Genomic DNA, 23,997 nt, shown 5'->3' on the forward strand with positions numbered 1-23,997 from the left:
CAGAGGGTTAAAATACTACTGCGCCCACGAAACGATGTGGTCTTGTGTATTTTACTATCTTGCATACCTGTGTATGTACTGCTAGGATCAACTCTATCATAGTTGGCTAAAAAAGGATGAAGTAATGTCAGTAATATCAGATGATTTATTCGCAAATAAGATTAAGCAATTGCAGGCTCTTAAAAAAGAGATTGATCAGGACAGGCTTGAAGCACATAAAATATTGGGGGAGTGGTTGGCCAACGCATTGGACGATGATGACAATCATGAACTGCAAGCCATTTTTTTAGACGCACACGATAATGAAAAATATGTCCGTTTGAAAAAGCACCGTGAGTTTTTAAAGTCAATTGCTCATAAGATGCAAGGTGAGGCTAAGATGGTATCAAGCAGTTTTACTTCGCATAAAGACAATCAAGACAGTGAGTACGGTTCATTGTTTGATGACAAATCAGCAGCGCAATAACTGTTACTGTTAGCAATAGCCTATTCATCCGTACAACTGAATCGTCTTCTAATTAGTAAAATGCTAGAAGGCGATTTTTAGCTGTTTTAAGCGCTTTAAAATATATTTAGCTATCAGTGTATAGAACAGAGCATAGAATGCGTATAAGGGTGCTTTTTAGGCTTTCTAGCAACGATTTGAGATGTATTTACAGAGGTATCGATAATGGCTACTGAAAATGAAGACAAATTATCTACAAAAAATGCGACTGAAAACATGAAACCAGCTTTGTCCAAAATGACAGATGCAGACATTCAAAAGATCTTTGATCGTGCTTTTGAAGATTTCCAGAGGTCGACTCTTGATTCGGACTATGAAAGTGAGGATTAATATCAAGTAAGCGGACAACAGCTGGTTGAGCTACTAAATAATTTTAAAAGCAGTTGGTAGCTCATATTATTATTTCAAATTCGTCGGTTTTTTTGCCTATTTTCCTATTACTTAAAACAAAAATATATTTCTTATTTTTTAATAATTTTTAAAAGCTTTTGTCCTGAAGGTGAAAATCGGCGCAGACACTTACTTCACTTGGTCTACAGCGGAAAAATATTTTTATATAGTGGAAGTTTAGGCGGTTAAAGGTGGAAGTTTAGGCGGTTAAAGGTGGAAGTTTAGGCGGTTAAAGGTGGAAGTTTAGGCGGTTAAAGGTGGAAGTTTAAGCGGTTGAAGGTGGAAGTTTAAGCGGTTGAAGGTGGAAAGTAAATTTGTAAATTCCACTAATATTGTTTATTATTTACCATAAGCATTAATCTAGCGAAATATTACGATATGAATAAAAATGAGATGGCACAGTTCCAAAATAACCTACGAGAGTTTATAGGCGAGTCTTATACGGTCAAAGTAGATAAAAATTTAAGCGAACAAGAGCGCGATGAACTTACCGCTCATGTAAGAAGGACAGTGGGTGATAATGATGCCACTATCCTTATTATTGAACCTGTCATAGAATCAAAATTTGATTTTAATTTTGATTTGATTACCTCAGACGTTAAAGAAATCAAACCATTACAGAATGTCAGTCAAGTTGAGAGTAAGCCCAAACCAATTTACAGTGACAAATGGCTGGTGATGCAAAACCGTTTATTAAATGCCATTTCAGATTTGGACTTGAATGAGCGGCGTCTGATTATGTTTTTATCGCCCTTAGTACGTAAGCATGTAGAAAAAGACCCTGATGCCAGAAAACGAATGTTTGTGGTTAATGCGCTAGAGTTTGCCCGTGAATATAATTTAGGCAAAAAAAGTATTTACCGTACCTTGGCAGAAGTTGCTAATAGCATGCTGCACAAAGCATTCTTTTTTTGGAACTTTAAGAATAATGAACGGACGCATAGAACTGGAGTGTCTTGGCTTGTTCAGTGCGAATATAAGGAAAACGAGGGACAGTTAGAAATTATACTGGCCGATACAGTGATTGAGATGCTATCAGTATTCGATCGTGAAAATCCATTTACCAAATGGGAGCGACATTGGATTATTAATCTTGGTAGTTATGGCATGATTTTATTTGAGCTGATTGCCAGTTGTATGTTCCAAAAATACAAAGAAAAGGCGTATACCGTTGACTATTTACGTGAAAAATTTAATTGCGTTGATAGCTATGGTAGGAATATTGATTTCAAACGTTATGTATTAGATAAAGCTATCAGTGATATTCATACGCACACGCCTTACCGTATAACCTACGCTCAAAAGAAAAAAGGGCGGGTGGTGAGTGAGATTGTGTTTAGTTTTGAAGATAGCAGTCAAGCCAAGGTAGAGGCTAAGCAGTCAAAAGCATTGAAGAGTGATCTGAATCCTTTTTCAATTAAAGGTCTAAGCGACGCACAATTAAAGCGCATTGTTCTGAATAAAGAATTTATAGCCAATTATAACCATCTGGTCAGCTCCACCAGTCTAGCAGGCCAAAATGAGGCAGAGTGGGCAATTGAGATGGTCAAAAGACTAAAGACGGATTCTTCAGTTTTCAATAAATGTCCTATTCGTGATTATTTAGAATATACGTAGACTGACAAAAACATCCTATTGCTGGGTGGTTAGGTGCTAGCCTTGGCAGTATTAAGACACTATGATTCTCTAAAAAAACCAGCGCTAATCATTAATAAATGATAATAATGCGCTAGAGGAGTACTTAATTGATTGTTAGCCATAATCTAACGATTATGACCTCAAGATTGCTTGAGGTTTTTTTATATCTTATATTGTATTATGTTGTATATTGTATTATACTATATACAACATAATACAAACGCTACATATTTACTCATACAAAATTAAGGACAATAATTGTGGCCATTACTACACAGCAAATTCATGCTACCGCTGATCAACTGCACGAACAAGATATCAAACCTACTTTAGCAGAAGTGCGTAAGGCGCTGGGTGGTGGATCATTTACGACCATCAGTGAAGCCATGAAGTCTTGGCGTCAGGATAACCAACAAGAAGAGCAGCTAAGACAGGTTGAGCTACCAAGTGGCATTGCTGAACGTTTACAAACGCTTGGCGCGGATATGTGGCAAACGGCCATTGATATTGCCAATGATCGTCTGGTTAGAGAACGGGAGGCTCTAGAGAATATTAAAACCAAGTTGCAAGCTGAGACAGACGAGGCTCAAGACGCGGTTAAGACACTAGAGAGTGAGCAGACTGATTTGTTAGAACAGCTCGATGAGGTCACAGCAACTGCAGAGGCAACGGCTATCACCGCGGCTCAAGTGACTGCTGAACGGGATATGCTGACGCAAACACTCAGTGATACTCAGCACCAGCTGGAGCTTGAACGAGCTAAAACAGCTGCAGCTCAGGCTCAACTTGCTGACCTGCGTAGCAGCTTTGATCAACAGTCAAAAGAGCTGAGTGCCAACATATCGAAGGTGGCCACGCTTGAAGCCACTGCTAATAGCGATAAAGCAGAGATCACACGTGTGAAGACAGAGCTTGAAGCAGTCAAGGTTGAGCTAAAAACAGTGACTACTGAGCACAACCAAATAATGAACCTTACAGCAGAGGTAAAAGGAGAATTAAAAGCGATAACCGCTGAACGTAATAAGTTATCAGGGATCAATGAGCGGCTGACTCAAAAGCAAGCTAAGATTGAAGCAGATCATCAGCTACTGATTAAGCAACACGACACGTTAAATCATGAGAGAACTTTGCTTAGTACAGAGTACACTGCATTGAGTGAGCGGTATGATGAGCTTTCAGTTAACTATCAATCAGAACAGGAAAAGAGTAGCTCATTGACTGCAGAGATTGAAAAGATGCGAGAGACAATTAACACTAAAAGTATCAGTTAAACTTAGTAATAGAGGCCTATTAACAATAACTAAGTCAATCCCGTTCTATTCACACTAAGCTTATGAATCAACCATGACAATGTCGACTCACTGAATAAATGATGGTTGTATAATAAATATTCTAAATTTTTCTCTAGATTCTTATAGTATATAGCCTAGTGGGCTATATACTACTTAAATTAGCCTAAGTGAATTTATGCTGATTTTGGAGCCTTGAGCAGATTTCAAGGAATACTCACCCTAAAGCAATTATGAGTATAATAAAAATACTCACAAACACTTTAGTGCATTCCTTGAATTTGATGTGATTAGTCATGCCGACTTCATCGCCCATCGCGTCATCAAGACCGTATCACTGTATCAAGCTACGGCTGTTATGATTACGGCTGATAGCACCGCCTAGACACGCTCATAACCGCTACTGTGCTGTCATACGCTAGCAAGGGCGTTCGCCCAATATACCGCTACGATATGCACAAGTAACCACTCATTGCGTTGCTCTGATCCTTTGTCTAGTCACCCCTGTAGGGAGCTCACCCTTATGTCAAACGCAGTCGTCACCGAGGCCTGCCACCCATTTGACGGGTAACGGGTACAGAGAGAGCAGCACGAAAATGTAACGAGCGAACAAGCAGTTTTTAAAATGTATAGCAAATAGAGTTGATATGAGAGCAGATTTTGGATAAAATGACCCTAAACGGGCATTTAATGCTGTTCAAATAACGCAGTCTGTGTGCTTATTTGTTCGTTACAGGGTGTTGACGCACACTGTAACCGTTATCTACATTTAAAACTAAATGCCTCTGGGAGTCAACTCCCAGAGGCATTTTTTTGTTTGTCATACAGATTAGGTTTTTAATATCTGATTTTTCGTTAAATTGCTTAGGCTTTTTTTGTCGTCATTTAGCGTAAGCATTTCAATTATTTTGAAGTTAGCAATTAGTACTTAGTACATTCTCACAAGACGTTAAGTTTCTGACAATACTGAGGTAGTTTACTATTAAGACCGCCTTAGTCGTCAGATGCAAGGTTTTACACGCGCTGTTAAGAAGCGGTAAATCATCTTTCTGAGAGAATACGATAATGAAAAGACAAACTTACACTCCTGAGATTAAAGAACGCGCCGTTCGCATGCTGATTGAAGCATTAAACGATTACACCTTTATGTGGTCATGTCATAAAAAGCGCACTAATGAAACTATACTAACCAACATTCAAGACTAAGCTACACATACTAAAGAGCTTGAACATGAGAACAAGAAGCTTACGTAAGCCAGTTAGATTACAGTAAAATCCGCTTTTTTCGCCCAAGGAGAGATAGGACACACAATCAAGTTGTGGTTCAGTTTATTGATAAAAATAAGTGTGTCTACGGTATTAGAGCAATATTGACTGTGCAATATAGAAAATATGCAATAAACTTATTTTCTACCTTTAATAAAATGCAGCAACCTAAACAAGGGTAAATTATGAGTAATTCAGATAACCACAGTCATCAAGCTCCAAACCCTAAAGATATGAATAAAGCTTTTTATATTGGGATTGGTCTAAATTCTGCATTTACGCTCATCGAGTTTATAGTGGGCTACTCAACTAATTCATTAGCTTTAATCGCAGACGCTAGCCACAACTTAAGTGATGTTGCCAGTTTAATAATCTCGTTAATTGGAATGAAATTAGCACAGAAAGCATCTACTACGCTTTATACCTATGGCTACAAAAAAGCTTCTATAATGGCGTCTCTTATTAACGCCATATTGTTAGTTACAATAGTTATAGGTATTGCGTATGAGGCCTTGGGTCGATTTGATACCATACCGGAAGTTGCAGGAAAAGTTATTATTATTACAGCTCTAATAGGCGTATTTATAAATACTGTTTCTGCTTTTGCATTCTACAAAGGTCAAAAAGACGATATTAATGTCAAAGGTGCTTTCTTGCATCTAATGGTAGATGCATTGGTCTCTGTAGGTGTCGTTATCTCGGGCATTATTATTTACTATACAAGTTGGAATATCGTTGATCCTCTAGTTAGCTTGATTATTTCAGTCGTTATACTGTTATCGACTTGGGGTCTACTAAAAGAGAGTATCAAGCTTGCTATCGACGGAGTACCTCAAAATGTTGATCTCAGTAAAATCACTGCTATCTTAGAGAGCTATAATTTTATTCAAAACTTTCATCATTTACATATCTGGGCTTTGAGTACCACTGAGAATGCTCTTACAGTTCATATTGTACCGAAGACCGACATAACGTTTAAAGAGACTATTACTATGAAAGAAAACATCAAGGAAGATTTGGCGCATCAGAATATACAACATGCAACTATTGAATTTGGTACTAAGGCAGATGACAATCAAAAATCGCGTGCATTAAATGAAAGTATCAACAAAAAGATGATAGACCGTATATAGCTATCTTTTTTTAAGTATGAGGCGCGTGCCTTATGTCGACATAATTTTTTCAATCAATTCTTATGTGATCAATAGTTTAAAACTTTTATATTTACGTGCGTTAGGATGTTACCTAGAAAAAATAAAAAACTTACACTGATTAAATTATTATGATTAAGTTTACTATTACCCTCGTCTTCTAAGTGTGGTTAGACCTTTGCCAAAATAGCTTAGTAGTAATAACAGGGTTATTATTATCAAGATAGGGTAATTTCCCATAAGCATAAAGGGCGTGTTACCAACCCGTGCCTGTATCTCACCACGTAGTACAGTACGCTCAAACTGCGGTGCGCGTTTTACAATACGACCTTTATGGTTGATAATAGCGGTAACACCAGTATTGGTCGCTCGAATAAACCAGCGCCCGTTCTCAAGCGCGCGCATTTGTACCATTTGCAAATGTTGCAATGGTCCTGCTGAAGTGCCAAACCAAGCATCGTTAGAGACGGTCAACAAAAAGTCAGTATCGATGGCATTTTTACGCGTGGTATCTGGATAAGCTACCTCATAACAGATAGCCGTCCCTATATTGTGTCCACGCACCTTTAGCGGTGACTGCTGATCACTACCACGACTATAGCTCTTAATATCCTGACTACCGGCCAAACTTGGGAAAATATCGAGCACGCCTTCAAATGGAATATACTCTCCAAAAGGCACTAGACGCTGCTTCTTGTATAGGCCTTCCGCTTCTACACCTCGAGCAATCACGCTATTGTAAAATGGGGGATACTTATCCGTACTGGCATTGAATGCCGCTTTATCCTTATAAGGGATACCAGTTATCCATGTCGTATTGGTCGCATTGGCCATTTCTATCATTTCACTAATAAAGCCCGCAGCCTCATCCTGAAACATCGGAATAGATGATTCAGGCCACACCACCACATCACGTCCCCACTCAGTGCGTGTTAACTTCGCATAAATCTTTAGCGTTTCTAATTGATATTGCGTCAGCCACTTTATATCTTGTGAAATATTACCTTGAATCAATGACACTGACAGATCAGGTGTGCCCTTAGGTTTTGTCCATTGCGGATTGACCAGCCATAATGATGTGCTAATGGCTAATAACAGTACAGAAACGACGGCATAACTACTGCGCCGAAGCAGTAGCTCTACTAAACTTGCAGCCAATAGTATGGCAACAAAAGAGACGGCAAAAACACCAGCAACGGGTGCTAAGGACGATAACCAATACTCTTCAGTAAATGCATAACCAACAAACAGCCACGGAAAGCCTGTGAATAACCAAGTTTTTAACCATTCTTGTAGCACCCAAAGAGCAGCAAATGAAAAGGGTTGTTTGCCTACCATACGGTTAAAGACTAGTGCTAAAAATCCATGAAACAGTCCCATACCGAGACCCATCAATCCAATCATAATCAATGCGAGCCACGTTGGAGTATCGCTATAATCATGGATGGCAGTATAGAGCCAAAAGCCGCCGACGCACCATAGCCCCATACCGTAAGCTTCACCGATAATAAAAGCGCGACGACCACTCATATTTGGTACCAACAGCGCATATAAAATCGCTGGTGACACTATTGCTAGCGGCCAGAACCCATGAGGCGCTAGCGCAAATAAAAAAATAGCCCCTGCAAGCCATGCTGCTACTAGCGTAAACCATAGCGGTAATTGATTTGAGTGAGTACTCAAACGCTTTTGTAGATTAATAGTAGACAGGCGCATCGCAAATTATCCAAAATTATGAGTTTTGAATTTTTAGTCAAAATCCAAAACTCGGATAGACCTGTTAATACTACAGGCAGCATTTCAAAATGAAAACTGCTTATGATACCAGTCCGCACTGCTCAATGGATAAATTTACGTACTCCGTTTGATGGGTTATTATGCTACATTACCAAACGATATGAAGTGTTACTTGACCTTCTATAGCTCACAATATCTACAGTACATGAGAGAGCACTATGACCCCCTTAAAAATAAAATCCAGTCTTATATTCAATCGTTATCTGTCTAAGGGGTTGCGTAGTACGTTAGTATTACTTGCCGCCTCATCACTATTTGCTTGTAGCCAACCGAGTAGTGGCGTATCTGATGCAAGCACAACATCGGCATCAACTGAAGATGTAGTGACTGTTCCGAAGACAGCTGAACCAAACGTTATAAATACTTCTATGATGACATCAGTAAATAAACCAGACCTACTAAAAAACGTCTCAGCCACTGTCTATAAAGATGCCAATTGCGGCTGCTGTAAAGAATGGATAAGTCATGCAGAAGATAATGGTCTAAGTGCAACCGCGCAAGATGTTGCGGACTTAGCCGTATTTAAAGAGCGCTACAGCGTTCCAAATGAAATGCGTTCTTGCCATACTGTAGTCACTACTGATGGTTACGTCTTTGAAGGTCATGTACCCGCTAAATATATGGCACAGTTTTTAGAAAATCCGCCAGTACAAGCTATGGGTCTTGCCGTACCTGGCATGCCTGTTGGTAGCCCGGGTATGGAGTATCAAAATAAATTCATGCCCTATCAGGTTATGCAACTCAATAAAGACGGGACGACCCAAGTTTATGCTGATATTGAATCGGTAGAGCAGCAATTATAGTGTGTTAGCAGTTAAGAATACTTTGATTATAGTGTTAGCGTTAAAAGCGAATGAAGCAAGTATAAGACTGTTCTATTGCTTATAAAATGATTCTTCATCAAAAAATTCATTAGCTATTGCGACTTTAAAATTAAAAATAACTTTGAATTTGTAACTTTTGATGACAATGTAAGCGGATTTATCGGTTATTAACCCTTAAAATAGATAAATAACTAAGGGTTAATACAAGAATATACAGGATGTATCGAAACAATTACGTAATATTACATAAGCCAGTAGGGAATTAACATCTATATTAATATTATAAATTATTATATTATCTTAATAATTAGTTAGACCCTATATAGGGTAATTACTTCATCCAATAGAAAAACGTCTGAGGGTTAAATCTAAATTATAGATTTAACCCTCAGACGTTTTTTTGCTTATAAAACAGTAGAAATTGTGGTCAATCTAGTCAGCTATATTCTGTACATGTTACACAAACTTACATTGTAAAATGTGGGATATTAGCAATTTTTTCGACATCAAAAAAGTATTTTTGGGGTTTTTAAGGGGGATGACAGGCTAAACAGCCTATGCTAAAGTCGGCTTTGTGTTTTGGTCAGCAGCTTGATTTGTAACAGCTTCGTAAGACTTCAATGAGCTGTGATCGCCAATAATCATTTTTTATATGAATAATATGCAGCAGAAGTATCAGTCACTATGACATATATATACTTGAGTTATTGAGATTTAATTGACTGCGCTGTTGTTGATAACAGACGATTTTGAATTAACCGTAGGTATTAGATTTATGAAACAGGCTTTATTGATTTTGTCAGTACTGGGTATGGGCATAGCACAAACGAGTGGTGCTGCTATCACAATCTCTCAAACAAATAATACCATCACCAATACTTCTGTGGCATCAAACTACGGTTCATCAAAAAACATCTATAGCACCAAAAGTGGTGCTTATGTTTCTAATAATGATGAAATTAGTCAAGCAATTAGCAACCTAAGTGCGCAGGCCAAGCAAAAAGAGAATCAGCTTTCATCATTAAACAGCCGCTTATACGCTGAAAAACAACAGCAGCAAGTCAATAAGGTTCCTGACAGCAATTCAGCCCCCGCTATCGCTGCTGCTCGCGCCTCAAAAGTGGCTTTATCTGGCAGCTCTGGATATTGTGCCCGTTACGTACGTAAAGCACTACAATCAGCTGGTTATGAATTTACACCCAATCCTTCAGCCTATCAGTACGCCACTCGTGGCACGCTTGATAAAGCAGGTTTTAGCAAAATCAGTAATGATATGCCAACCCAAGTAGGTGATGTTATTGTCTATGATCGCTCATCAAAGCGCCCGCATGGCCATATCCAAATATTTGATGGCGAAAATTGGATTTCTGATTTCCGTCAGAACAGCATCAGCCCATACAGTGGTGTCTATGCTTATACGACATGGCGCGATTCAAAATACGTGGATGACGCATCCGCATCAGATCGTAATATCTACCTTGCTATGAATGATAAATAAGACTTTCTAAGTCAGCACAACATAGTTGTTATTTCCTCCAACCCAGTAGTGATCTTAATATCATTGCTGGGTTTTTTTGTGCTTAACATCAGGGCGTATTTAACCTTTCATGATTTGATCCGTCAGAAATGAACACTACTGATATCATTACTCATGACAGGAGTTATCGACAAGCGCGTTTAAAATGCCACATGATGACGCTGGTGCACTACTTGCACATTTCTGGCGCAAAACGGTCAAGTGATGCTTTAAGTGCATCAGTTCTTCCATTCGTATTTCCACAGCATGAATGTGCTCATCTAGCAAGTTATTCACAGCGCCGCAGTCCTTGTCAGGCGACTCCCAGTATTCAAGTAAGATTCGCACATCATCTAAAGCCATATCGAGCGTACGGCAATGTAGGATAAATTGTAGACGCTCAATGTGCTCTTCATTATATAAACGATAATTCCCTTCGCTACGAAAAGGCTCGGGTAATAAACGCTCTTTTTCATAATAGCGAATGGTTTCTACTGTGGCACCTGTGCGTTTAGCGAGCTCACCAATTTTGATTGTCATAACAACCTCTACGATTTAAATAATTAAAGTGGCTGTAAAGACTAGCGCTAGAGAAATTAAAATTACGAAACTGTAGATAAATAACCTTGACTCTAAAGCCACTATAGGGTTCATAATATCATTATTCAAAGGGTAAATTATTATGAAATATCATATTGAAGGTATGGACTGTGCCAGTTGCATCGGCAAGATTGAAACAGCTTTGAAACGTATGCCTGGGGTTTCTGATGTTCAGCTGAATTTCGCTACAGAAACGCTAGAGCTAAATTTAGCCCCTGGTGCGCCGACTCAGGCTAGTGATATCGAAAAAACAATCAAAAGCCTAGGGTTCGGCATCTCTGCCAATACTGGTCAACAAACTGTATCGGCTATTGATATTGACAGCGACAATCAGATGGCTCCGCAGGATAAGCAATGGTGGCAAACTCAAAAAGGCAAACAGGTTGTTGGCCTCGGTATTTTGATGGGCAGCGCTTATGCACTGTCACTACTGTTGCCCGCTTATGGGATATGGGTGTTTGCCATCGCTGTGATTGTAGGCGTTTTTCCATTTGCGCGCAAAGCCTTAGCACTGGCTAAAACAGGTTCATTCTTTTCAATTGAAACGCTGATGTCCGTCGCCGTGCTTGGCGCACTTATCATTGGTGAAGCTGAAGAGGCCGCAGCGGTTGTCTTTTTGTTCTCAATCGGTGAACTGTTTGAGAGTATCGCTGCTGATCGCGCTCGCGCTGGCATCAGAGCCTTATCATCGCTGGTTCCGAAAAGTGCAATTTTACTTGATGCTCAAGGTGGGCAGCGTAACGTTCCAGCGACTTCATTACAAGTGAATGACCTTGTGCTGGTGCGTCCTGGAGATAGGGTATCTGCTGATGGTTCCATTGTTCAAGGTGCGTCCAGCCTTGATGATTCGCCCGTGACGGGAGAGTCTGTTCCTGTTGCCAAGACGATGGGTGACAATGTATTTGCAGGGTCAATTAACATCGATGGTGTGCTCCAAGTGCGCGTAGAAAAGACAGCCGCCGATAACACCATTTCGCGCATTATTGAGCTGGTAGAGCAAGCCCAAGCCTCCAAAGCACCCACTGCCCGTTTTATTGAGAAATTCAGTCGCTATTACACACCCGCAGTGATGGCTATTGCCGCACTAATTATTATCATTCCACCGTTAGCCATGGGTGGAGATTGGTCGACTTGGTTGTATCGCGGTCTAGCACTGTTGCTGATTGCCTGTCCCTGTGCTCTTGTACTATCAACACCCGCTGCCATCGCCTCTGGTCTTGCTGTTGGTGCGCGCCGTGGCTTGCTGATCAAAGGCGGTAGTGCTTTAGAAACTATCGGCCAAGTGAAGACGGTCGCTTTTGACAAGACAGGCACTTTAACTGAAGGCAAACCACGCGTGACCGATGTTGTTGCCTTTACACAAGAGGACTCAAGTATTCAAGGTCAGAATTCTCAAGGTCAAGATGAGATATTGGCACTTTTTGCCAGTGTGGAGACTGGTTCTAGTCACCCGCTTGCTGAAGCCATTGTTAGTCATGCTGAAGCTGCTAAAGTGTTCATACCTGTGGCCTTCAATACTTCTGCAACTGCCGGTAAAGCGGTACACGCAACTGTCGCGGAGCGCGCGCTAGCTATCGGTTCGCCTGTTTACGCAGCCGATGAGGCATTGATTTCATCCACACAACAGGCGCAAATTGAGGCGCTGCAAAATGAGGGTAAGACCGTCTCTGTTCTTTTCGATGAGCAAAACCGTGAAGTGCTTGGATTAATCGCGCTAAGAGACGAATTACGAGACGACGCTCATGAAGGTGTGGCTCAGCTCAAAGCGATGGGTGTGCGCTCCGTCATGCTAACAGGCGACAACCGCTTAACCGCTCAAGCACTTGCCAGTAATTTAGACGTGGAATGGGAAGCTGAGCTGTTGCCTGAGGACAAACTGCGCCTGCTTAACGAGATGAAGAACAACCGCAAAATAGCGATGGTTGGTGATGGTATTAACGATGCGCCAGCGCTAGCAACTGCCGATGTTGGCATCGCGATGGGTGGTGGTACCGATGTGGCCATTGAGACGGCCGATATCGCATTATTAAAAAGTCGTGTTACGGATATGGCTCATCTCATCGCACTTTCACGTGCCACCATGCGCAACATTCATCAGAACGTCATTTTCGCTTTGGGTCTCAAAGGCGTCTTTCTGATCACGACCGTATTCGGCATTACTGGACTATGGATTGCGGTTCTAGCTGATGCTGGAGCAACAGTGCTCGTTACTCTTAATGCGTTACGTTTACTGCGCTTTAAGGGAGCGCCTCCACTGGTAAATCCGCCTAAAGTAGTTAAATAAAACCCTTCGAAATCAATTAAAAACTAGAGATAGCAGCAGATTTCGGGGGTGGGTTCTAATAATAAAAATTCCACCGCCACAGTAAACTGCAACCGCATTAGAGTAAATAAGGTTAGACCGTATGTTGATTACAGAATTGGGCTATTTTGCCTTGCTTACCGCTTTTGTATTGGCGTTATTGCAGGTAATTCTACCAACTATTGGTGTTATTCATAACCAAGTTGCTTGGCAACGACTAGCCCCTAGCTTAGCTTGGGCACAGTTTGCCGCCATGATAACGTCATTTGGCGCTTTGATAGCAGGTTTTTATTATAATGATTTTAGCCTCAGTTACGTCGCGCAGCATTCCAATACGCTGTTGCCTTGGTACTATAAGTTATCGGCGACATGGGGCGGACACGAGGGCTCTTTGCTGCTATGGATGACCATCATGGCCACATGGTGTGCACTGGTATCATACTTTAGTCGCGGCTTGCCGTTATCAATGCGTGCGCGGGTATTAGTTATTTTGGCCGGTGTACAGTTAATGATGCTAACGATGCTGATATTTACCTCGTCACCGTTTGAGCGTACCTTACCCAATCTAGCGGTCGATGGCGCTGATTTAAATCCTGTCCTACAAGATTTCGGTCTGATTATTCATCCGCCCATGTTATATATGGGCTATGTGGGTATGGTAGTACCTTTTGCATTTTGTATGGCGGCATTGTGGGAAGGGCGTTTAGATGCTGCTTGGACACGCTGGTCACGTCCATGGGCGCTCGCGGCTTGGGGGTTTTTGACCATTGGTATTGCACTGGGCTCGTGGTGGGCCTACTACGAGCTTGGCTGGGGCGGTTGGTGGTTTTGGGATCCGGTAGAGAATGCCTCGTTTATGCCTTGGCTTGTCGGCTTAGCATTGCTGCATTCATTAGCAGTCACTGAAAAGCGCGGGGTGTTTAAAGCATGGACCATTATGCTGGCTATTTTCGCCTTTGCCTTAAGCTTGCTTGGCACGTTCCTGGTACGCTCTGGAGTCCTTACCTCAGTGCATTCGTTTGCCGCTGATCCGACGCGTGGTTTGGTTATCTTAGCTATTCTTGGCATTATCATCGGTAGTGGTCTATTAATGTTTGCCGTTCGAGGTTGGCGTTTAACCGTTGAAAGTCAATATCAGCTGATTTCACGTGAGTCCTTTTTAGTGATCAACAACGCCATCATTTTGATTGCAACCTTAGTGGTGCTGCTCGGCACCCTTTACCCTATTATCGCTGATGCCTTTGGTTTAGGACAAGTGTCCGTTGGCCCTCCTTATTTTAATGCATTATTTGTACCTTTAACGTGGCTGTTATTAATAGCTATGGGTATGGGCTCAAATATTCGCTGGAAAAAAGACACCCGTCCACTACTGGGTATAGGCATGGTCATCGCCGTTAGTAGCTTAGTATTAGCTGCCATTATTACTTACTTTGTTAATCCATCGTCTATGCTTAATATTGGTGTGACTTTAGCCGTTAGCTTTTGGGCACTGCTATGGATGGCAGTTGATTTTAAAGATAAAACTAAGAATGCGCCTAATCTTTTTAACGGTTTGCGGCAGTTGCGTCTGAGCTATTGGGGTCAACAGACTGCTCATATTGGCGTATTGGTTGCTGTCATTGGCATAGCCTTTACTAGTAGCCTGAGTATTGAGCGTGACGTAGCAATGGGTATTGGCGATACAGTCAATGTTCAAGGTTACGATTTTGAAGTAACTGAATTTTTTGAAATAAAGGGTAGTAACTTTGATGCAACGCAAGCGCAAGTCGTGGTATCCAAAGACGGTCGTGAAGTGGCGAAACTGACTCCAGAAAAGCGTACTTATATTATCAGCACGATGCCAACGACTGAAGCCGCTATTGACCCCAGTCTTATGCGCGATGTTTATGTCGCACTGGGCGAACCTATTGCCGATGGTAGTAACCAATGGGCATTAAGGATTTATGTAAAACCATTAATTCGCTGGATTTGGTTAGGGGCAATTATCATGGCTCTAGGTGGATTAATTAGTATGCTTGATAAACGATACCGCATCAAAAAAGTTAAAGCTCCGTTGCTAGTTACTGGTAGTTTGGCTACTGATGGAGTCAATGAGGTAGCTATTGAGCAGGCAATCTCAGCATCGACGATGTCGACACTAAAGGAGAAATAAATGACTATGTCGAATAACACTCCTGAGCAAAAAGATAGCCAAAACAGTAAGCAGCGTAACCCAAAGGCAATGAAAAAAAAGCAGATGAAGCTATGGTTCTTAATTCCGCTTATCCTCTTTTTTGGTTTGGTAGTTATATTGTACATGCGCTTAGGTAAACCAACAGACATTGTGACCAATACCGCTCTTGAGCGTCCGGTTCCTGCCTTTGAGCTGCCGTTATTAGCAGATACTACCCGTACTATCACCAATAATAATTTGCCAGATAAGCCGTTTTTACTTAATGTTTGGGGCTCGTGGTGCCCAACTTGCATTATTGAGCATCCGTTTTTAATGCAACTAGAAGAGCGCGGCATTGATATCGTTGGTGTGAATTATAAGGATGAGATTGGTAATGCGCTCAGTTACTTAAACCAAGGCGGTGATCCATTTTCTATGTCTATTCAGGATTCATTGGGTCAGTTTGCTCTAGACTTAGGCATAACTGGTGCGCCCGAAACCTTTGTTGTGGATGGAGATGGCATCATTCGTCAGCATATTGTTGGTGAGATTAATGAAGCCAATTGGCAACAGCGTGTTAAGCCGTGCCTGACCGTACTTAATGAGGCTAATAAGAACAACGATAGTCCTGATCTCATTCAGGTTGAGGAGATGTGCAAATGAACGTTACTCGAATAAGAGCTCCTCAAATAAAACTCAATATAATTTTAAAACTAGCAAGCTTAATACTAGCGTGTCTGCTTAACATGACGGCAAACGCAGCTATTGACGTATACGATTTTGATTCACCACAGCAAGAAGCTCAGTATCGTGGATTAATAGAAGAGTTTCGCTGTCCAAAATGCCAAAATCAAAACCTTGCAGCCTCTGATGCACCGATTGCACAGGATCTAAAGCAAAAAGTCTATGATTTAATTAAAGATAGACGTAGTGATGCTGAAATACGCGCCTATATGCAAGAGCGCTACGGTGACTTTATTAGCTACAAGCCGCCTATGCGACCATCGACATGGATCCTATGGTTTTTTCCACCACTATTATTGCTCGTCTTAATTGTTGGTTGGTTTTGGCAAAGTAAACGCCGCCAAGTTGTCGCCCGTGGCCAAAACGGCGTTACAGTGAACAGTACTGCTGCCTTGACCTCTGCGGAAAAGGCTGAGCTTGATCGTCTATTATCGCAAGCTGAGAATGTCGACCACGATATTACTAGCATAGAGGACAAAAAATGACTCTATTTTCTACTTTTGGCTTATTTGTAGCTCTAAGCTTGCTGATTGCTCTTATATTTGCGCTAATTGCTATTATGCCATGGCTACGAGCACCGCGTTTGCAGTCCAAACCAATAGACAATCAACTGCTAGATATTAATGTTGCAGTATTTCGCGAACGTTTAGCTGAGCTACAAACAGATAAAGACAGCGGTACTATTAATAATAGCCATTATCAAAATCAAAAGCTGGAACTGGAGCGTCAGCTATTAGATGCGCAGCGTCAGATAACACCTATGGTTACCCCTGATGTCAAAAGCCGTTTAATTGTCGCAGCTTGGATCCCAATATTGGCTGCAATGGCGTACTTACTAATAGGCAATCGTACGCCCGTGTTTGATTTGTGGACAAGCGAGGACAAAGTAGGACAAGTGGCTGATGACCTATTGACGGCTAAGATTGATAAGCCACCAAAGTGGGCGACTGAAAACGGTCGTCAGTTGATTAGCGCTATGCAGACCAACGTCCATCGTAACGCTGATGATCCTAATCGCTGGATGCGCCTATCTGAACTTTTCTTATCGATGGAGGCGACTGACTCTGCGTTAGAAGCCTTATCGCGTGCCTATCGTTTAGCACCTGATAACGAGGAGATTGCTACTACTTATGCTCAGACTAGTTTTTTTGTTAATGAAGGTCAGTTAGACGCCAATATTCGCCGTCTATTACAAGCTATATTAGCTAAGAATCCGCAGCATGAACGGGCTCAAATGCTCATGGCAATGGGTGAGACTCGTAGTAGTAACTTTGCCCAAGCGCAAGGTTGGATTAAACGCTTACAAGGCAGCATTGTGGCCAAACCAGGTGATCATACTAAAGCTTTAGCAAGCTTAGATGAGTTAAGCAACTACGTTAGCACGCAAGAAAAGCAAGCGCTAGAAGGTATTGACGTGACAGTGAAAATTAACGCTAATTTATTACCGTTAGTGAAAGCTGATGATGTGTTGTTTGTTGCGATACGTGACGTTAAAGGAGGTCCACCGTTTGCCGCCAAACGTTTACCCATTAGTATTATCAAGCAAGGTGAGGCTAGTATCCGCTTAAGTAATCTTGATGCGATGATGCCAGATCGCACGTTAAATTCAGCTCGTAGTGACAAAACTCAGTTAGCAGTCGTTGCTCGTATTAGTCATAGCGGTAATGCCATAGCAGAATCAGGCGACTTATCGGGTAATCCTATAATGATTAGCGTTGAACAGACTCAGGTTAATGTTGAAATCAATCAACAGATTCCCTAATAAAAAATTATTACCGTAAGTTTCATAAAACCAGAGCGGTAAGTGGAGCCGTTTATGAAAGTGGCGCGATTAATAATTGTATACCAAAAACATATACGTTTAACATTGTTCATTGTATAAACATAGATAAAGAAAACAACTATGACTGAATCTACCGACAGATTAGATAGTACTAAATTGAATAGCGTTGAATCGGCTAGTACTAATATTGCTGACAATAAAGTACCTATAGCTGTGAGTAGTACTCATCAATCGATTGACTCTAAAACCATGAATCATACGCCTAAAGCTATGTACGTGACTTCAGGCAACTCAATAACACCTAAAGGTAAGTTGGACAAAATGCCAAAAATGGTTGCCAATGGCAGTCGCGCTTTTATCTGGTATTTGTTGGCGATAATGGTATTAATACTTGATCAATGGACTAAGTGGTTGGCCCAAACCACATTAGCGTTCAATGACCCCGTACCGGTCATTGAACCATTTCTCAACTGGACACTCGCTTATAACTATGGGGCAGCATTTAGCTTTTTAGCCGACGCTGGCGGTTGGCAGAAATGGTTTTTCTCAGGCTTAGCTTTTGTAATGGCTATCTTTTTAACGGTTTATTTAATCAAAGCGCCACGTGCAGCCAAGCTATTATCTATGGGGTTGGCCTTAATGCTTGGTGGTGCGATTGGCAACTTAATCGATCGTTTAAGAATTGGTAAAGTGGTTGACTTTATCCATGTGCATTATGCTGATGTATGGAATTATCCTATTTTCAATGTTGCAGATATAGGTGTCTGTGTCGGTGTCGCATTGATTATAATTGACATGATATTTTTAGAAAGTAAGCGTAATAAATAAGCACATTGATGCCGATTATCACAAACAAAATGAACTAGCGTCGTAGTCACTCTATACGGAAACATACTTTTTATACTTGAGTATGTTTATAAAATGTGAACTGGAAGATAATGTATGACTGGTATAGGTACTCACTCATTTTAGGTCTTAAAACTCAATACTTAAAAGCTCTGCGTAGAGCCATTATTATAGAGACATTGAATAATCCATAAATTCTTTATTGATCATAACAAAAGGAAAATACAGTGTCACAGGCTCAGCCAACTATTGAAAAAATTCACAGCCTTAGAAAAAAACAAGAGACAGCGTTAAAAAGTCTTACCCTTATAGGCTATCTAGAAGGCACCTCTTTCTTATTATTGCTCTTCATCGCCATGCCACTAAAATATATGATGGACATTCCAGAAGGTGTGAAATACATCGGTATGGCACACGGTATGTTGTTTATTACCTATATCATAATACTTATAGGCTCAGCTATCAAAATGAAAATGCCTCTTTGGGCAATACCTGCGGGCGTACTCGGCTCACTCTTACCTTTTGGCCCATTTATATTCGATCATTTACTAAAAAAGAACTTGCAGGAAAATGTAAGTAAAGAAGCCTAGAACAAGCTCTGCTACAAATGCCACAAACGTATCTTATTACTCAAGATTATTTTTCCTAACTAAATCACAAGCCGCCATCACTCATCATGGCGACAAATGAATAACATTGAGCAGAAATTAATCACAATAAAACTTTAATTCAGACCAAGTATGAATAGCCTCACACTCCAGTTACTTTTCGAACTTATCTTACATACTATCGACAAACCCGTCTTGTTTAAAAGCTAAACAGGTTTTGTCATTCGCGATGGCTTTCCTGTTATCGTAGGGTATACCCCAAGGGAACCATCTAAAAGGCATCAAAAACCGATTAATAGACGACTTAAAATAGACTGCTGTAATGGAACTACTTATAACAGACTATTGTACGTGTTTATGTTTATCAGAGCGTGTCTACGAGCGTCTACCAAAGAATAAGATGCCAAGCGTACCAAAAACGAGCTTATACAGTTTGCTACTGATCATGATCACAAAATTGCCGCCTTCTATGTCGAAAACGAATCAGGCGCAACTTTAATACGTCCACAGTTAATGTAAGTGATCGATGATGCCTATGAAGGCGATATAATTTTGGTAGAGCAGATTGACCGCTTAGCACGTTTAAACCAAGCTGATTGGGATACTCTCAAAAGAATGCTATTAGAAAAGAATCTGGGGTAGTATCAAAAGAGCTACCGACCTCATATATGACGCCTCAATCTGAGAGCAGCACTGAATTTATGAGCAGCGTATTACAGTCCATTAATTCGATGATGCTTGATATGCTCGCTGCTATTGCTAGAAAGGACTATAAAGATCGACATAGCCGTCAGGTGCAAGGTATTGCTCATGCTAAGACAGAAGGTAAATATTTAGGGCGTAGGAAAGATACCGAAAAGCGTAAGATTATTGCTAGCCTCCTAAAATCTGGGCATAGCTATTCTGAAATACAAGCTACAGCTAAGTGTTCGCGTCAGCTGATAGCTGTTATAGCTAAACAAATACTCAAATACTCAAATACTCAAATACTCAAATACTCAAATACTCAAATACTCAAATACTCAAATACTCAAATACTCAAATACTCAAATACTCAAATACTCAAATACTCAAATACTCAAATACTCAAATACTCAAATACTCAAATACTCAAATACTCAAATACTCAAATACTCAAATACTCAAATACTCAAATACTCAAATACTCAAATACTCAAATACTCAAATACTCAAATACTCAAATACTCAAATACTCAAATACTCAAATACTCAAATACTCAAATACTCAAATACTCAAATACTCAAATACTCAAATACTCAAATACTCAAATACTCAAATACTCAAATTTTAGGAGCTGTAATAATTCTTGTCAAACAAAAGTAATCTGTTATCAAAGTTCCTTTAACATATTCTATTTTTAGTAGTTTATTAGCTTGAATAGGGTCAAGAAAAATATTGATTACTTTTCAGGCTACGGTATTTTCGCCGAATCGTTTTACAAACGAATCATCATTGGAACGATAATATTGAGACTAGCTTGAGCTTGATTATCAAGGCAGACTTTCCTGCGTATAGCAGGGTTCGTCTAACTATTCAAACCATCTGCTTCATCTTTAAAGGTCTCTACAACGATAGAGAAAATATCGTCCCAAACCTCATCATTTGCCAAAAACGGATAATCCTTCAGTAGCTTATTACTTTTAGCACCCTTATTTTGTAGTATGCTGCGAATGATTCTATCGGCATAGCTGTTGGGCATCTCAACAATCTCTTTTATCGCCAGTCGTGCATGGTCATGCTTTCTTAGGTACTGTGACTCGTTATGCATCTCTTTTTCAATAACATGAGCAATCAGTCCTGATAAGTACTGAACGTGAGGCGTTAGATCCATGAAGCGCCATGCAGGTTGAATCAGGTGAGTATTTCCAAAATTTAAGTTTGAGCGAATACCATCAGGGTAGGTAACTGCCTGTTTATCAAAGCTGTAATGATCACGGATTTGCTTCATGAGCGGCACAGAGACACGGTCTAAAATCTTATCATAGGCATGCCGGTCTGAGGGATGCTCGGCAATGGCTTGTGATATAGGTAGGATAATCGGCTCATGAATGACCTGGTCTCGCCTGAGGACGTCATTAATTAAAAAGCGATGTACACGGCCATTGCCATCCGCCAGCGGATGAATATATACAAAGGCAAAGGAGGCAACCGCACTACGCATCAGTGCTGATTGTCCCTCAGTCTTTTCCATAAATACCTGTAATCCTTCTAACTTATCAGCAATGTCATCAGCTGGTGGAGCAATATAATGCACAATTTCTTTAAAGCCATTGACCTGAGTATGCGACACAAAAACTGGTGATTGACGGACACCATACTGCTGGATAACCGTTTTGCTACCGAGTATCTCTTGTTGCAACTCTGCTAGTGATTCAGGATCAAGCGGAATGTCACCGGTGCCGGTACGCCGTGCCATCACATCGGCAAAACGTTCAATGCGTTTTAACTCTTTTCCCTCACCTTCTATAGTAAAGCTGGCTTTACTCTCTCGTAGGGTCATCCATACGGAGGCGCGCATCAGTAAGTCTTGCCCAAATTCATCGTTAAGTTTGTCAACCATTGTGGCAATATCGAGTGCAGCTGCTTGCGTAAAGGCCTCTGTTTTTACCAGCATCGGACAGAAATGACGGGTTCCTGCTAGATTGTCATTGATACGCCAGCGAGCGTTCTTGATGACCTGCGAAGGACTTGAAGTAACCAACTTCTTGGTATCCAAAGCATCCACATAGTTACCGCCTATATTACTCGGTACCTCTAAATGTTTATCCATGAGCCACTCATACAAGAAAGCCATTCTACGGGCATAGCTGCCTGTCGGCTCAGCGTTTACCCATGCTTGCACGTCATTTGCCCCTATCTGCTCAAATAGACGAACCAGTAACTCTAAATTCAGTACTTCATGACGCATGTGAAACTGTAAGTGCGCAATGATAGTGTCCAGTGGACGTGCGGTTTCCTGATAAGCGTTATGAATGACGTCACCGTCTTTATAGGTTTGTCTGCGCCCACCGATACTACTGCTGACATATAAAGGCGAAACCAGCTCTATGCTGGCATAACGGACAAGCCATGCTGCGCCAATAGGATCTGAGATAGGGGTATTCATCATGAGTGGCTCAAGCGATTATAGATAAGCCATTTTGCGCAAAAACAATTATGAATGCAATATAATGATTATTATAAAGCCTTATTGCATTAAAACGATTTTCTTATGACGTTGCGATGCCTTTAAATCAAGACCAAAGGTCACGTTGAGTCGATATTTAAAATACCTCAGCTATTGACCTGCTTTAAGACACGATAAACGGTAGCTACGCCAACACCAACCGCCTTAGCGATCTCTTCTTTTGTCATATTGTTTTGACTAGCCAATGCTTTAATACGATTGTGTTTTGCGGTATTGGCTTTCTTACCAGTGGGTTTATAGCCACTGTTGGCCAATCCTTGTTTAATGCGCTCTCTACGCTTGTCATTATCAAGCTTTGCCATGGTCGCTAATAAATCGATCAGCATATCGTTAATCACTTTTAGGATCTCACCTGTCATACCGTCACTCATCGTATGTGTGGTTGGTAGATCAGCCACCACCAATCGTAAGCCCTTATCTTTAATACGCTGCTTTAGAATCGAAAAATCATCTTGAGATAGTCTGCTTAATCTATCCACGCTTTCAACCAATAAAATATCGCCTTGCTCGGCGTCCTTTAGCAACTTAGCTAAGATTGGTCTATCGAGCTTTGTACCACTGAAGTGCTCAACGTAATCAACATAGCTATCACCATAGCGGCTACTGAAGGCAACCAAATCTATTAATGCTCTAGTAGCGTCTTGATCCTTAGTGCTGGCTCTCACATAAATACGAACGGTCATAATACCTCTTTGTATCAGTTAGACTTAATAATTGATGTTCATTGATAATAGCAAGATATTACTATCATTTAATATCAAATAAAAGTCAAATGATAGATAGGTTATCGTTTAGAAGTTTTATGTTTTGGGTATAGACTAATGGTAGACCGCTTAGCACTTTTAAATCAGTATGACTGGGACATCTTAAAAAATCCTGTCTGAGAAAAAGCTAGCGGCAGTATCAAAAGAGCTGCCGACTTCATATATGGCCTTGTAGCCTGCAAACAATACTGAGTTTATGACTAGCGTATTGCAAGCCATCACCTCAATGGTGCTTGATATTTTCGTTGATATTGCTAGAAAGAACTATAAAGATCGGCGTAACCGTCAGATGCAAGGTATTGCTCGTGTTAAGACAGAGGGTAAATACTCAGGACGTAGGAAAGATACCGGGAAGCGTAAGATTATCGCTAGTCTCCTAAAATTTGGGCATAGCTATTCTGAAATACAAGCTACAGTCAAGTATTCGTGTCAGCTGATAGCTGCTATAGCTAAAGAAGTGAAGTAATGCTCAAAAAGCATATCGCTTGTTGTCAAATTAGTATTGTATCCATCCAATTACCAACTGGAGAATATTGAGTCTTCGATAATCCTAGGGTGGTTCATAGTCTAGCTGGTCAGTTGCAGCAAGGGTGGGAATTTGAGATTATTAATT

Annotated in this window: 20 protein-coding genes; 16 read left to right on the forward strand and 4 right to left on the reverse strand. The window is 40.8% G+C overall.

Annotation, left to right across the window (positions count from 1 at the left end):
- Nucleotides 1-124: 124 nt before the first annotated feature.
- The 5 genes from AC5JPO_RS13045 to AC5JPO_RS13065 all read left to right on the forward strand — a co-directional run bounded on the left by AC5JPO_RS13045 (nt 125) and on the right by AC5JPO_RS13065 (nt 6,221).
- Nucleotides 125-466, forward strand: coding sequence for a hypothetical protein (locus AC5JPO_RS13045; protein WP_201569633.1), 342 nt, complete (start codon nt 125-127; stop codon nt 464-466).
- 204 nt (nt 467-670) lie between these two features.
- Entirely contained in the window at nt 671-835 is a 165-nt protein-coding gene (locus AC5JPO_RS13050) for a hypothetical protein (protein WP_201569635.1), read from the forward strand.
- Nucleotides 836-1,273: 438 nt separating this feature from the next.
- Nucleotides 1,274-2,512, forward strand: a complete 1,239-nt coding sequence (locus tag AC5JPO_RS13055; RefSeq protein ID WP_201569637.1) for a replication initiation protein — start codon at nt 1,274-1,276, stop codon at nt 2,510-2,512.
- A 281-nt stretch (nt 2,513-2,793) separates the two neighbouring features.
- On the forward strand, nt 2,794-3,804 hold the full coding sequence (locus tag AC5JPO_RS13060; RefSeq protein WP_057758791.1) for a DNA-binding protein: 1,011 nt from the start codon (nt 2,794-2,796) through the stop codon (nt 3,802-3,804).
- Between the two features lie 1,469 nt (nt 3,805-5,273).
- Nucleotides 5,274-6,221, forward strand: a complete 948-nt coding sequence (locus tag AC5JPO_RS13065; protein WP_082624560.1) for a cation diffusion facilitator family transporter — start codon at nt 5,274-5,276, stop codon at nt 6,219-6,221.
- Between the two features lie 165 nt (nt 6,222-6,386).
- On the opposite strand, the gene lnt is transcribed toward AC5JPO_RS13065, so the two are convergent.
- Nucleotides 6,387-7,955 carry an apolipoprotein N-acyltransferase gene (lnt, locus tag AC5JPO_RS13070; protein ID WP_057758793.1) on the reverse strand — a complete coding sequence of 523 codons (1,569 nt, stop codon included), beginning with the start codon at nt 7,953-7,955 and terminating at the stop codon, nt 6,387-6,389.
- Between the two features lie 239 nt (nt 7,956-8,194).
- Between lnt and AC5JPO_RS13075 the strand changes: the two genes are divergently transcribed.
- Together AC5JPO_RS13075 and AC5JPO_RS13080 are read left to right on the forward strand one after the other, a co-directional pair.
- Nucleotides 8,195-8,839: a DUF411 domain-containing protein gene (locus AC5JPO_RS13075; RefSeq protein WP_057758748.1), complete on the forward strand. Its 645-nt coding sequence runs from the start codon at nt 8,195-8,197 to the stop codon at nt 8,837-8,839.
- Between the two features lie 796 nt (nt 8,840-9,635).
- Nucleotides 9,636-10,358 carry a CHAP domain-containing protein gene (locus tag AC5JPO_RS13080; RefSeq protein ID WP_057758750.1) on the forward strand — a complete coding sequence of 241 codons (723 nt, stop codon included), beginning with the start codon at nt 9,636-9,638 and terminating at the stop codon, nt 10,356-10,358.
- Between the two features lie 147 nt (nt 10,359-10,505).
- On the opposite strand, the gene cadR is transcribed toward AC5JPO_RS13080, so the two are convergent.
- Nucleotides 10,506-10,916, reverse strand: coding sequence for a Cd(II)/Pb(II)-responsive transcriptional regulator (gene cadR, locus AC5JPO_RS13085; RefSeq protein ID WP_493854040.1), 411 nt, complete (start codon nt 10,914-10,916; stop codon nt 10,506-10,508).
- A gap of 142 nt (nt 10,917-11,058) precedes the next feature.
- Between cadR and AC5JPO_RS13090 the strand changes: the two genes are divergently transcribed.
- From AC5JPO_RS13090 to AC5JPO_RS13125, 8 genes are all read left to right on the forward strand, one after another.
- On the forward strand, nt 11,059-13,260 hold the full coding sequence (locus tag AC5JPO_RS13090) for a heavy metal translocating P-type ATPase (RefSeq protein WP_493854041.1): 2,202 nt from the start codon (nt 11,059-11,061) through the stop codon (nt 13,258-13,260).
- Between the two features lie 121 nt (nt 13,261-13,381).
- Nucleotides 13,382-15,430 (forward strand): heme lyase CcmF/NrfE family subunit, encoded by a 2,049-nt coding sequence (locus tag AC5JPO_RS13095; RefSeq protein ID WP_114701930.1) that lies wholly within the window; start codon nt 13,382-13,384, stop codon nt 15,428-15,430.
- 69 nt (nt 15,431-15,499) lie between these two features.
- A complete protein-coding gene (locus tag AC5JPO_RS13100; RefSeq protein ID WP_193004894.1) occupies nt 15,500-16,093 on the forward strand; it encodes a DsbE family thiol:disulfide interchange protein in 594 nt (197 codons plus the stop codon).
- 83 nt (nt 16,094-16,176) lie between these two features.
- Nucleotides 16,177-16,659, forward strand: coding sequence for a cytochrome c-type biogenesis protein (locus AC5JPO_RS13105; RefSeq protein WP_371532842.1), 483 nt, complete (start codon nt 16,177-16,179; stop codon nt 16,657-16,659).
- Complete coding sequence (gene ccmI / locus AC5JPO_RS13110; RefSeq protein ID WP_114701928.1) at nt 16,656-17,936, forward strand: c-type cytochrome biogenesis protein CcmI; 1,281 nt, start codon at nt 16,656-16,658, stop codon at nt 17,934-17,936. The genes AC5JPO_RS13105 and ccmI overlap by 4 nt, the downstream gene beginning before the upstream one ends.
- Nucleotides 17,937-18,077: 141 nt before the next feature.
- On the forward strand, nt 18,078-18,785 hold the full coding sequence (gene lspA / locus AC5JPO_RS13115; protein ID WP_114701927.1) for a signal peptidase II: 708 nt from the start codon (nt 18,078-18,080) through the stop codon (nt 18,783-18,785).
- 275 nt (nt 18,786-19,060) lie between these two features.
- The gene (locus tag AC5JPO_RS13120; RefSeq protein WP_131603940.1) at nt 19,061-19,393 is read left to right on the forward strand and encodes a DUF3817 domain-containing protein; all 333 of its coding nucleotides are present in this window, start codon (nt 19,061-19,063) and stop codon (nt 19,391-19,393) included.
- Nucleotides 19,394-20,079: 686 nt separating this feature from the next.
- A complete protein-coding gene (locus AC5JPO_RS13125) occupies nt 20,080-20,724 on the forward strand; it encodes a hypothetical protein (RefSeq protein WP_493854042.1) in 645 nt (214 codons plus the stop codon).
- Nucleotides 20,725-20,958: 234 nt separating this feature from the next.
- On the opposite strand, the gene AC5JPO_RS13130 is transcribed toward AC5JPO_RS13125, so the two are convergent.
- Entirely contained in the window at nt 20,959-22,542 is a 1,584-nt protein-coding gene (locus tag AC5JPO_RS13130) for a Fic family protein (protein WP_493854043.1), read from the reverse strand.
- 164 nt (nt 22,543-22,706) lie between these two features.
- Complete coding sequence (locus AC5JPO_RS13135; protein ID WP_114701980.1) at nt 22,707-23,303, reverse strand: recombinase family protein; 597 nt, start codon at nt 23,301-23,303, stop codon at nt 22,707-22,709.
- A gap of 277 nt (nt 23,304-23,580) precedes the next feature.
- Here AC5JPO_RS13135 and AC5JPO_RS13140 point away from each other — a divergent pair, with 277 nt between their 5' ends.
- On the forward strand, nt 23,581-23,850 hold the full coding sequence (locus AC5JPO_RS13140) for a hypothetical protein (protein ID WP_493854044.1): 270 nt from the start codon (nt 23,581-23,583) through the stop codon (nt 23,848-23,850).
- Nucleotides 23,851-23,997 lie beyond the last annotated feature (147 nt).

It is taken from the genome of Psychrobacter sp. H25 (genome assembly GCF_059076335.1).